Source organism: Flavobacterium sp. FlaQc-47 (assembly GCF_044006475.1).
GTDB lineage: Bacteria > Bacteroidota > Bacteroidia > Flavobacteriales > Flavobacteriaceae > Flavobacterium.
In genome coordinates, this window is sequence record NZ_JBIPCQ010000003.1 from 41,090 (window position 1) to 53,126 (window position 12,037).

At 34.6% G+C, this 12,037-nt stretch carries 7 protein-coding genes; 3 read left to right on the forward strand and 4 right to left on the reverse strand.

The annotated features are described in order from the left end of the window. Window positions 1–15 precede the first annotated feature (15 nt). The 4 genes from ACHRVX_RS09840 to ACHRVX_RS09855 all read right to left on the reverse strand — a co-directional run bounded on the left by ACHRVX_RS09840 (window position 16) and on the right by ACHRVX_RS09855 (window position 5,971). Window positions 16–2,319, reverse strand: coding sequence for a glycoside hydrolase family 65 protein (locus tag ACHRVX_RS09840; protein ID WP_395331706.1), 2,304 nt, complete (start codon window positions 2,317–2,319; stop codon window positions 16–18). A gap of 413 nt (window positions 2,320–2,732) precedes the next feature. Beyond that, complete coding sequence (gene pgmB, locus ACHRVX_RS09845; RefSeq protein WP_395331708.1) at window positions 2,733–3,386, reverse strand: beta-phosphoglucomutase; 654 nt, start codon at window positions 3,384–3,386, stop codon at window positions 2,733–2,735. A gap of 21 nt (window positions 3,387–3,407) precedes the next feature. Continuing rightward, a complete protein-coding gene (locus ACHRVX_RS09850; protein ID WP_395331710.1) occupies window positions 3,408–4,760 on the reverse strand; it encodes an MFS transporter in 1,353 nt (450 codons plus the stop codon). A gap of 179 nt (window positions 4,761–4,939) precedes the next feature. Continuing rightward, on the reverse strand, window positions 4,940–5,971 hold the full coding sequence (locus ACHRVX_RS09855; RefSeq protein WP_395331712.1) for a LacI family DNA-binding transcriptional regulator: 1,032 nt from the start codon (window positions 5,969–5,971) through the stop codon (window positions 4,940–4,942). A gap of 235 nt (window positions 5,972–6,206) precedes the next feature. On the opposite strand from ACHRVX_RS09855, the gene ACHRVX_RS09860 reads away from it, so the two are divergent. Genes ACHRVX_RS09860 through ACHRVX_RS09870 form a run of 3 tightly spaced genes read left to right on the forward strand, consistent with a single transcriptional unit; the run spans window position 6,207 to window position 11,962 of the window. Beyond that, window positions 6,207–9,182 carry a SusC/RagA family TonB-linked outer membrane protein gene (locus ACHRVX_RS09860; RefSeq protein WP_395331714.1) on the forward strand — a complete coding sequence of 992 codons (2,976 nt, stop codon included), beginning with the start codon at window positions 6,207–6,209 and terminating at the stop codon, window positions 9,180–9,182. Between the two features lie 36 nt (window positions 9,183–9,218). Continuing rightward, window positions 9,219–10,847, forward strand: a complete 1,629-nt coding sequence (locus ACHRVX_RS09865) for a RagB/SusD family nutrient uptake outer membrane protein (protein ID WP_395331716.1) — start codon at window positions 9,219–9,221, stop codon at window positions 10,845–10,847. A 17-nt stretch (window positions 10,848–10,864) separates the two neighbouring features. Continuing rightward, window positions 10,865–11,962 carry a SusE domain-containing protein gene (locus tag ACHRVX_RS09870; RefSeq protein WP_395331718.1) on the forward strand — a complete coding sequence of 366 codons (1,098 nt, stop codon included), beginning with the start codon at window positions 10,865–10,867 and terminating at the stop codon, window positions 11,960–11,962. Window positions 11,963–12,037 lie beyond the last annotated feature (75 nt).

The window sequence follows — 12,037 nt, forward strand, 5'->3', positions numbered from 1 at the left end:
AGTTTTAAGGGTAATTTAATTTATTTGTACAAATTTACTTGCAATTACAGGATTTCCGTTAACAACAATAGTTAAATCCTGATCGCCGTCTACCGTAAAATTGGTTTCATTATGATTGACATCAACTTTCAGAATTTGATTTCTAAAGTTTATTTTAAAAGAGTAACCTTCCCATTCTTTCGGGATTTTTGGAGAAAAATGAAGCTGGTCATTTTTAACACGCATTCCGCCAAAACCTTCTACAATACTCATCCATGTTCCGGCCATTGACGTTATGTGACAACCTTCTTCGACTTCTTTATTATAATCATCCAGATCAAGACGAGAAGTTCTTAAATAGAAGGTATACGCCATATCCATTTTATCCAAATGTGCAGCCTGAATTGAGTGTACGCAAGGCGAAAGTGAACTTTCATGAACCGTAAATGACTCATAAAACTCAAAATTGCGTTTTAATTCTTCTTTAGAAAAATGATCTTCAAAGAAATAAAAACACTGTAAAACGTCGGCTTGTTTGATATAAGGCGAACGTAAAACGCGATCCCAAGACCATTTCTGATTGATTGGTCGTTGTGATTTATCCAAATCTTTTACAGGAACTAAATCTTTATCTAAGAAACCGTCTTGCTGTAAATAAACCCCTAATTCTTCTGATTTTGGAAAATACATATTATCCGCTACTTTTTTCCATTCCTGAATTTCAGCCTCAGCAAGATTTACTTTTGCTAAAATGCGTTTGTGATCTGATGGATATTCTGCAGCGACTTTTTTAATTTGTTCCGATGCATAATCAATACACCATTTTGCAATATAATTGGTATAGAAATTATTGTTGATATTGTTTTCGTATTCATTTGGACCTGTAACGCCAAGAATTACGTACTGATTTTTGTCTTTAGAGAAAGAGGCTCTTTGATGCCAAAAACGCGCAATTCCAATTAGAACTTCCAGACCTTTTTCAGGAATATAAGAGTAATCTCCGGTGAAACGGTAATAGTTATAAATCGCAAAAGCAATCGCACCATTTCTGTGAATTTCTTCGTGTGTGATTTCCCATTCGTTGTGGCATTCTTCTCCATTCATGGTAACCATTGGATACAGCGCTGCTCCATTTTTGAAACCTAAATTGTCCTTCGCGTTTTCAATCGCTTTATCTAATTGATTGAAACGGTAGGTCAATAAGTTTCTCGCAACTTGCTGATCTTTTGTCGCCATGTAAAACGGAATACAATACGCCTCAGTATCCCAATAGGTTGATCCTCCGTATTTTTCTCCGGTGAAACCTTTTGGACCAATATTCAAACGAGAATCTTTTCCTAAATATGTTTGGTTTAACTGAAAGATATTGAAACGGATTCCTTGTTGTGCTTTTACATCGCCATCGATTGTAATATCTGACATTTCCCAGATTTTAGCCCAGGCATCAATTTGATTTTCAAGCAAAGCATCATATCCTAAATTAACAGCAGCTTTTATTGTTTTTTCGGCTGCAGCCAAAGTATTTTCATGGTTTAAAGAAACCGTATATCCACCAATTTTTTGAATTGATGAGGTTTGTCCTTTTGCGATAATCGTTCCGTACGTAAACTGAACTTTATCTGATGTTGAATCGATTGTTGAAGGCGAAATATTTACATTTTCACCATTTGCAAAAATCGTATTGTGCATGAAAGTCGTAACTTTAAAATGCGTTTTAAAAGTCTGCGCGGTTACAAAAGCATCACTATTTGATTTTTTTACTTCAAGAGGTTCCCAAAATTTTTCTTCCCAGTTGGCATCTTCATTTGTAACTCCAGCGTCAATATAGGGTTTGTAAACAATCTTTGCGTCTTTGTTTAAAGGCGTAATTTCATATTTAATAATTCCGGCTTCATCTAAATCTAAAGAAAGAAAACGACGAATATTTACGGCAATTTCAGTTCCGTTTTTCAACGTAGCTTCAAAAGAACGGTTGTACCAGCCTTCTTTCATATTCAATTCTCTGCGGAAATTTCTAACTTCGGTACACGTATTTAAATCAAGGTTTTCTTCATTGATTTCAACGTCAATTCCTATCCAGTTTGGCGCATTCAATACTTTCGCAAAATATTTAGGATATCCGTTTTTCCACCAGCCTACTTTTGTTTTGTCCGGGTAATAAATTCCGGCGATATAACTTCCCTGAAAAGTCTCTCCGGAATACGTTTCTTCAAAATTGGCACGTTGTCCCATCGCACCGTTTCCGATACTAAAAAGACTTTCAGACGATTTTACTCTTTCTACATCAAATCCTTCTTCAATGATGGACCAATTGTCTGGTTTTATATAATCTTGATTCATTTTCTCAAATTAGATAATGTGGCAATTTGATAATGAGATAATTCCCTTTTTGGGCTTTTTGATTTATCTGATTAATTGCTCGTTGTTTTACTATTTTACTATTTTAACCTTGTTGGGCGTAATTCTTTTAACACATAGAAACATGGCATTATTGAACTCAAATAAGGCGTTTCACTTGCATTAATCCCGATGGCTATCGGGACTATGTGTGAGAAACTAGTTTCTTTTGATTTACTTTTTTCATAAAACATAAAATCTATGTTTCTATGTGTTTAATTCAAATTTTATTGTATTACCACCAACGGGTTTTTAATTAAATGATTTATATTTTTAATTATCAGTTGATGGTTCAGTTGGATAATTAGAAAATTTCAAGTTTGGAAAATTATCTAATTATCTAATTGACTTATTTTCTAATTAATCAGTTTCTCAATAAACTGTGAGTCTATTTCTGTGAAATCTTTAAAAATATAATCAGCTTCATGTAAAATTGTTTCCTCACCAATTCCTACACTTACCATTCCGCCAATGTTTGCCGCTTGAATTCCGGCAACTGAATCTTCAAATACAATGGAATCTTTTGGGTCAATGTTTAATAATTGAGCCGCTTTTAAGAAAACTTCCGGATCCGGTTTGGCATTGGTAACATCGTTTCCGTCAACAATAACATCGAAATACGAAAGGATTCCTGTTTTCTCCAGAATTGGTCGGGCATTTTTGCTCGCAGAACCTAATGCAATTCCCTGATTTTTTTCTTTTAATAGTTGAAGGGTTTTAAAAACTCCCGGAAGAATCTCGCTTTCGTCCATGTCAACTAAATAAGTTAAGTAATCTTCGTTTTTTTGAATCAGCCATTTGTCTTTGTCTTCCTGAGAAGCCTGAACGTTCCCTAATTCAAGAATTATATCTAACGAACGTATGCGACTTACTCCTTTAAGTAATTCGTTGTTTTCGTGTGTGAAATTTATGTTTAATGATTGGGCAATTTTCTGCCATGCTAAAAAGTGATATTTAGCAGTATCGACAATTACGCCGTCAAGGTCGAATATGAATGCTTTTTTGCTCATTATAGTAGAGATTGTTCTTTATTATTTTTGAATAGTGTCGTCAACATCTTTTACTTTGTAAACTAAAAGTGCAGCAATTAAAAAGCTGACTCCACTTGTAATTAAGGCGTAAATTGCATCGCCATTATAAAGGTATTTTACAATTGGACCACCAATTAATGCGTTTACAATTTGCGGAATAACAACAAAGAAGTTGAAGATTCCCATGTAAACTCCCATTTTTTTAGGCGCAATTGATCCTGCAAGAATAGCATAAGGCATTGCCAGAATACTTGCCCAGGCAACTCCAATTAAAATCATTGGTAATACCACCCAGTCTTCATTTGGCATGAAATAAATGGAGATTAATCCAATTCCTCCAATAATTAATGAAACGGCATGAGTTGATTTTCGTCCGATTTTTTTAGCGATGTAAGGCAGGAAAAATAGTGCGATAATTGCAGAAACTAAATTGTAAACTCCAAACAGAATTCCAACCCAGTCTCCGGCATCCTGATATTGCTGGCTTGAAGTGTCGCTTAATGGCAATCCGTAAATGTGATGAGCAATAGCGGGAGTTGTAAAAACCCACATACCAAATAATCCAAACCACGAGAAAAATTGTACCCAACTTAGCTGACGCATTGTTGTTGGCATTTTTGCAAAATCTGTAAAAATATCTGTAAGTTTTGATTTTTCTTCAGTAGGAACGTCGACTTCACTTTGCGGATCTTCAAAATTGGCTAATTCTTCCGGAGTATATTCTTTTGTTGTAAATAATGTGACTAAGATCGAACCAATTAAAACCGCTGCACCAATGATAAAAGATAATTTTAGATTTAAAGGAATGCTTCCGGGAGCGGCATTGTTTGAAATTTGAAAATACTTTGTTAAAACATAAGGCAAAGCAGAACCAATTACGGCTCCAAAACCAATTAATGAAGTTTGAATACTAAAGCCTGCAGTACGCTGATCTGTTCTTAAATTATCGCCAACTAAAGCACGAAATGGCTCCATGGCAATGTTGAAAGAGGCATCCATAATCATTAACATTCCGGCTCCAACCCATAATGCAGGCAAAACAGAAATGAAAATATTAGCTTGTGGCATTAATATTAATCCAACCGAAGCCAGGATTGCACCAACAAGAAAAAAGGGCTTTCGTCGACCAAATCGCCCCCAGGTTTTATCGCTGTAATGACCAATAACAGGCTGCACTATTAATCCCATAAGAGGAGCAATAATCCAAAACCATGATAGTTCATGAACGTCGGCGCCAAAAATTTGAAGAATTCTGCTGGCATTTGCATTCTGAAGTGCAAATCCCATTTGTATTCCCAAGAAACCGAAACTCATGTTCCAAATTTCCCAGAAACTTAATTTACGCTTTTCCATTATCGTAATTAAATAATTAACTAGACGATAAGCGCTTTGCTTATCAAAACTTACTTATGGTTCGAAGTAAAAGTAAAAGCTTTGAGCAGGCGTAAAAGTATTAATTATTTTTTTAATTCAAATCATAAAAAAACCATAAATAACATTTATGGTCTTAGAATGTGTTGATTTTAAGAAAATTAATCAGTGGATTCTCTTTTTATCAAATGTGTTTCTATAACTTCTGTGGTATAATTTTCGTTTTCTTCTTCGTCGTCTTCGTGTCCGGCTTCAAGTCTTTCGATCAGCATTTTAGCGGCTTTATTTCCCATTTTTTCACCACTCTGGCTTACAGTCGTAATCGTTGGGGTAGAATATTTTGAGATAATTCCGTCGGTAAATGCAATTACGGCAAGATCTTCGGGAACTTTTAATCCCATTTTATTAGCTGTTTTTATAATCGTTACGGCAAAAAGTTCATTTACCGCAAAAACAGCATCAAAAGCCCTGTCGTGTAAAAGTTGACTGATGGTGATTTCGCAAGTATCAACGTCTTCAATTTTTATAATTAAATCTTCGTTGAATGGTAAACCGTTGTCTAATAGCGCTTTTTCATATCCATCGGTTCTTAATTTCCCAACACTTACATAATCAACAGTAGTAACAAGAGCGATTTTTTTTCGGCCATTATCAATCAAACTTTGTACGGCTTCGTAAGCGGCAGCTTTGTCATCAATAATAACTTTGTCGCATAAAATATCATTGGTAACACGGTCGAACATTACAACCGGCATTCCCTGATTGATAACTTCGGTAATGTGGTGAAAATCACCTTTATATTGTGTTTCTTTAGAAAGTGACATGATAAAACCATCGATACTTCCGTTGGCTAACATTTCCATATTTAAGACTTCTTTATCAAATGAATCATCAGATAAACAAATAACAACACTGTAGCCGTTTTCGTTTGCCACCTGCTCAATTCCGTTGATTACGGTAGAGAAAAAATAATGTACAATTTCCGGAATGATAATACCAATACTTTTGGTTTTTCGATTTTTTAAACTAAGAGCAATATTGTTGGGTTTGTAGTTGTAAAACTTTGCAAAAGCCTGAACTTTTAAACGTGTTTCTTCTCCTATTTCGAGACTGTTCCTAAGTGATTTTGAGACAGTTGAAATAGATACGTCAAGTTCCCTTGCAATCTGTTTTAAGGTTATTTTGCGTTTCATAGTTATTATTGAAAAAAATCTAATTGTTAATAAAGGTATCTTTTATTTTTTGATTTGTCATTTTTTGACTGAAAAGATTACAAAATATAGAAAGTTTTCAACACTATCACGTTTTCGTAATACAATATAAATGGTAAGTGGTTGACCATGTTAATAAATTCCTAATTTTGAAATTCGAAGTAAAATTAAAAACTTAACTAACATTCAAAAACTCAAACTAATTTAAACAAAAAGTATGAAAACAATTTACAAAAAGTTGTTATTTTTATTCCTTCTGTTACCGTTTAGCGTACTAGCTCAAAGTACTTTATCCGGAACGGTTGCCGACTTGGCAACGGGACAACCAATCCCAGGGGTAAATGTAAGTGTACAAGGTGCTCCGGGCGGAACATCAACAGATTTTGACGGTAAATTTCAGTTATCGAATTTAAAAAATGGAGACAAAATTTTGGTTTCATTTATTGGATATAAAACGTCAACTATAGTCTTTAACGGACAAAAAACATTACCGGTTACTTTAGAGGAAGATACAAACCAACTTAAGGAAGTTGTTGTACAAGTAGGTTATGGTACTGTTAAGAAAAAAGATGCAACAGGTTCTGTATCACAAATTGCTGCTAAAGATTTTAATAAAGGAATTAACGTTACTCCTGAAAGTTTAATCAGTGGTCGTATTTCGGGTGTTAATGTAACCGGAGGAGGAGCTCCCGGAGCAAAAGCTGATATTAGAATTCGTGGTGGATCATCATTAAATGCTTCAAATGAGCCTTTAATTGTATTAGACGGACTTCCGTTGAGTAATGCGGTTCCAAGTGGTGCAACAAGTATATTATCTACAATTGACCCTAATGATATTGAGTCATTTACGGTTTTAAAAGATGCTTCTGCTGCTGCAATTTACGGTTCTCGTGCTGCAAATGGTGTAATTGTTATTACAACTAAAAAAGGATCAAAAGGCGGCGTAAAAGTTAACTTTAGTTCTCAGGTTGGTATCAATACTGTAGCAAATACGGTTGATGTAATGAGTGCAGACCAGTACCGTGAATTAGTAAATACAAAAGGAAGTCCTGCGCAACAAGCGTTATTAGGTACTGCAAATACAAACTGGCAAGATGAAATTTTTCATACTGCTTTGACAACAAACAACAATATCTCTGTAAGTGGTGCTTTGTTCAACAAATTACCGGTACGTTTATCTGTTGGAAATGTTGATAATCCAGGAATCTTAAGAAACACTTCTTTTGAACGAACTACGACATCGATATCGTTAAATCCGGTTTTATTTGATAATCATTTAAAAATTGATATTAGCGGAAATTTATCTTTTGGTAAAAATCAATTTCAGGATGAAGGTGCAATTATTGGAAGCGCTATTGGATTTGATCCTACTCAATCTGTATATCAGGCAGGTTCTCGTTACGGAGGATATTATGAATGGTTAGAACCAACCGGAAACTTACCGTTATTACCGGCAAGAAATCCTGTTGCAAGATTAAACCAGGATGACAGAAGAGCAACTTCTACCAGAAAATGGGGTAATGTAAGAGTAGATTATAAACTTCACTTTTTTGAAGATTTAAGAGTTGTTGCTGAGGCAGGTATTGATAGATTTGACAGTAGCGGTTATACTGAAGTAAGTACTCAAAGTGCTTTAGGATATCAGCCAAAACCGTTTAGTGATCCAGGTTATGTTAATTTAGGAAACTACTCAAGTTATACAGATGCACTTCAAAATAAAAACTTAAATGCTTATTTGAATTACACTAAGGATATCGGGAAAATTAAAATTGATGCAACTGCAGGTTATAACTACCAATTGTTTCAAAAAGAAAAATATTCATCTGGTGAAACAAGACAGCCAAATCCTAATGAGGATGTTGCGACAGATCCTGACGTTAACTTACAATCGTTCTTCGGACGTTTGAATTTAGGGTATGACAGCAGATATTTATTGACTTTGAATTATAGAAGAGATGGAACTTCTCGTTTCTCTGAAGATAACAGATGGGGAAATTTTGCAGGTGGTGCTTTTGCATGGAATTTATCTGAAGAAGCTTTCTTAAAAGATAATAATACTGTTTCAACTTTAAAATTAAGAGTTGGTTACGGTACAACTGGTCAACAAGATATCTCTGCTCAGTATGATTATTTACGCAGGGTAACTTTAGGAACAATTAACTCACAATATGTTTTTGGTAATACTGTTTATTCTACGGCAAGACCAGAAGGATATAACGAAAACATCAAATGGGAAGAATTGGCAGAATCTAACGTTGGTATCGATTACGGATTCCTTAACGACAGAATTACAGGATCTATTAACTATTTTGATAAAAAATCAACAGATTTATTGGCAGATATTGCAGTTCCTGATGGTGCGAATCTTAGAAATCAAGGTTTCTTTAATATTGGTAGTGTAAGAACAAAAGGGGTAGAATTTAGTATTGCTTCTGATATTGTTAAAAACGATAACTTAACCTGGAATGTAGCTTTTAATACAACTTACATTGATCAGAATATCTCTGAATTAGGAATTACAGTTCCTGGTTTTCAAGGTTACCTGACCGGAGATAATATCGCGGGTGGAAACGGAAATAAAATCCTAATCAACTCAGTAGGTTATTCACCAAATTCATTTTTTGTATATGAGCAATTATACGATGCAAACAAAAGACCAATTGCAGGTGCTTATGTAGATAGAAATGCAGATGGAAAAATTGATACAGCTGACCGTTACAGAGCAGGAAAAGCGGCTCCGGATTATACTTTTGGTTTATTCTCTACTTTAAACTACAAAAAGTTTGATTTTACAATGAACTGGAGAGCAAGTGTTGGAAACAAAATTTTTGATAACGTAAGTTCTAATTTAGGATATTCTGATGCCGGATTAAGAAGACAAACTGATTTATCTAACGTAAGTTCTGATTACTATAATACTGGTTTTACTTTTGAAGATAATGGTACATCACGTTATTTGTCTGACTATTTTGTAAAAGATGCTTCTTTCATAAAATTAGATAACGTTACACTTGGATACACTTTTGATAAAACAATCATAAAAGCGGCTTCTTTAAGATTTACAGCTGGTGTTCAGAATGTTTTCATTCTAACAAAATACAATGGTTTAGATCCTGAGAAATTCAACGGAATTGATAATAATGTATATCCGAGAGCAAGAACATTCTTGTTTGGAGTAAATGCGAATTTCTAATAGTAGACTGAAATCAAAAATTTAAAAACAAACAAAATGAAAATATCATTTAAATATATATCTTATTTTTTCCTATTCGTTTTAGGATTAAGTATGACGCTTACTTCGTGTACGGACGACTTAAACGTGACGCCAAAGGATGATGATGAATTTTTATCTGAAACCTTTTTTCAAGATCCTAAGTCGTACAAAGAAGTACTGGCTAAATTATACGCAGGTTTGTACGTTGGTGGTAATGATGGTGATGGTGATGCATCAGTACCTGGAAAAAATCCAGACATTGCAGGACTTGGCGGTGACTTTAGCAGTTACTTAAGATTGCTTTTTGTGACACAGGAATTTACTACAGATGAGGCAATTATTGCCTGGGCTGATGGTACTTTGCCAACATTAAACGCTCAGACATGGTCTCCTGCAAATGAATTTTTAGAAGGGACTTTTTCAAGAGCATTTTATCACATTAGTGTGGCAAATGAGTTTTTAAGACAAACTACAGACGAGAAATTAACAGCAAGAGGTGTTGATGCAAGCTTAAAAGCTGAAATCGCTAATTTTAGAGCCGAAGCCCGTTTTTTAAGAGCTTTCTCTTATTATAACTTAATGGATTTATTTGGTAATGTCCCAATTACTACAGAGAAAGATCCGGTTGGATTCTTTTATCCAGAACAAAAAACAAGAGCAGAAGTTTTTGCTTTTGTTGAATCTGAATTGAAAGACTTAGACAATAGTTTAGTGGCTTCAAAAGCAAATGAATATGGAAGAGTGGATAAAACTGCTGCTAAATTTTTATTGGCACAAATTTATTTGAATGCCAAAGTTTATATTGGTGTAGACAAAAACAATGAAGCTGCAACATTATGTAATGAAATAATTACGGGTTCAGGATATACTTTTGCAAATGTTCCTTATCGTTATTTATTCTCTGCAGATAATAATAGAAATGGTGCTCAATCTGAAGTTATTTTCCCAATTGTTGGTGATGGTAATGCCATTAGAGCAACAGGTGGAGGAATGAGTTTTATTATGCACGCTTCTATTGGAGGTAGCATGGATGCTGCGTCACGAGGTATGGATGGTGGATGGCAAGGGATTAGAACTCGTAGAGAGTTTGTAAACCTTTTTCCTGATGCAACTGCCACTGGTGATAAGAGAGGTACATTTTATACAGATGGACAATCTAAAGACATTAATAATGTGTCCACTTTTACAGATGGTTATGCAGTAACAAAATACATCAATAAAAATGCTGATGGTTCTGCAGCACAAAGAAATGATATTCCGGATATCGATTTCCCAATGTTCAGATTAACGGATGCTTATTTAATGTATGCAGAAGCAACTCTTAGAGGAGCTTCAAGCGGTAATCCTACTACTGCTTTAGGTTATATCAATCAAATCAGAACCAGAGCAGGTGCAACAGCAATTACGCTTCCTCAGTTAACGCTTGATTTTATCTTAGATGAAAGAGGAAGAGAATTATTCTGGGAATGTCACAGAAGAACAGATTTGATTCGTTTTGGAAAATTTAGTGGTGCGTCTAAAATCTGGCAATGGAAAGGCGGGTCTATAAATGGTAACGCTACAGAAGCGTTCAGAGATTTAATGCCTATTCCTGCAAGAAATATTCAGGCAAATCCAACTTTGAAACAAAATCCTGGATACTAACTTTATAAAACATTAAAATGAAAAATATATATAAAATTTTAATCGCATTTATTGGTGTTCTAGCTGTTTCATGTAATGCTGATGATGTAGAGAATAGACAAATTGTTTCAGCTGAAGTAACACCTGAAATTACCGCGCCTGCGACAGGGAAAGCTTTTGTTCTGGAAGTAGACAAAGGGCTGGATGAAGCTGCTAAATTTACTTGGTCAAAAGCAGAATATTCTGCTGCTGTAGTAGTAAAATATACCTTATTAATTGATAAAAAAGGTGGTGATTTTTCAACTGCAAAAACTCTTGCTGCAACAAGTAATATCACAGAGGCTTCAGTACTTGTTAAAGAATTGAATCAGGCAGCAATTGATCTTGGAGCACCAACAGAAGTTGCTTCATTATTTGATGTAAAAATTGCTTCAAGTGTTTCAGGAGGAGTTCCGCAAGTTTCTAAAACTGCAATAACAATTAGTGTAACGCCTTATACTGGTAGAGTAGATTATAACTTTGTTGAATGGTATTTAGTAGGTGATGCAACAGTTTCTGGTTGGGATAATAATAAAGGAAACCAAATTTTATTCAGAAGTCCAAAAAATGCTAACGAATATACTTTTACAGGATTCTTTAAAGCAGGAGCTTTTAAAACTATTAATACTTTAGGCAGCTGGGCTCCAATGTATGGAGGTGCAGATGGTACTTTAGCATACAGAGGAAAAGATGCTGATCCTGATCCGGCTAGTTTTGTCATTGCAACTGATGGATATTATACTTTTACAATGGATGTACAAAAACTAACTTATAAATTAGTTCCTTATGATGCTACTGCTGCAAAATCATTTACAACAGTTGGTATTATTGGAGACAGTACGCCAGGAGGTTGGGATGCATCAACAGCTATGAAAAAATCTACTTTTAATGGTCATATTTGGAGTTTAGGCATAACATCTTTAAAAGATGGCGGACTTAAATTTAGAGCAAATGACGCTTGGGATGTTTCCTGGGGAGGAAATACTCCTTTTTCAGGAGGAGGAACAGGTGATAATATACCAGTTTCAAAATCTAAATATGTTATTTATTTTAATGATTTAGACGGAAGCTATTTAATGATTCCAAATCAAGAGTAATTTTTTTCTTGAAATTAATAAGGGCTATCTGTGAGGTAGCCCTTTTTTATACCAACTAACCAATCAACCCAACCA

Coding starts and splice junctions, on each gene's coding strand:
- pgmB (WP_395331708.1), bottom strand. CDS start 3,386: ATGAGCAAAAAAGCATTCATATTCGACCTTGACGGCGTAATTGTCGAT.
- ACHRVX_RS09855 (WP_395331712.1), bottom strand. CDS start 5,971: ATGAAACGCAAAATAACCTTAAAACAGATTGCAAGGGAACTTGACGTA.
- ACHRVX_RS09865 (WP_395331716.1), top strand. CDS start 9,219: ATGAAAATATCATTTAAATATATATCTTATTTTTTCCTATTCGTTTTA.
- ACHRVX_RS09870 (WP_395331718.1), top strand. CDS start 10,865: ATGAAAAATATATATAAAATTTTAATCGCATTTATTGGTGTTCTAGCT.
- ACHRVX_RS09850 (WP_395331710.1), bottom strand. CDS start 4,760: ATGGAAAAGCGTAAATTAAGTTTCTGGGAAATTTGGAACATGAGTTTC.
- ACHRVX_RS09860 (WP_395331714.1), top strand. CDS start 6,207: ATGAAAACAATTTACAAAAAGTTGTTATTTTTATTCCTTCTGTTACCG.
- ACHRVX_RS09840 (WP_395331706.1), bottom strand. CDS start 2,319: ATGAATCAAGATTATATAAAACCAGACAATTGGTCCATCATTGAAGAA.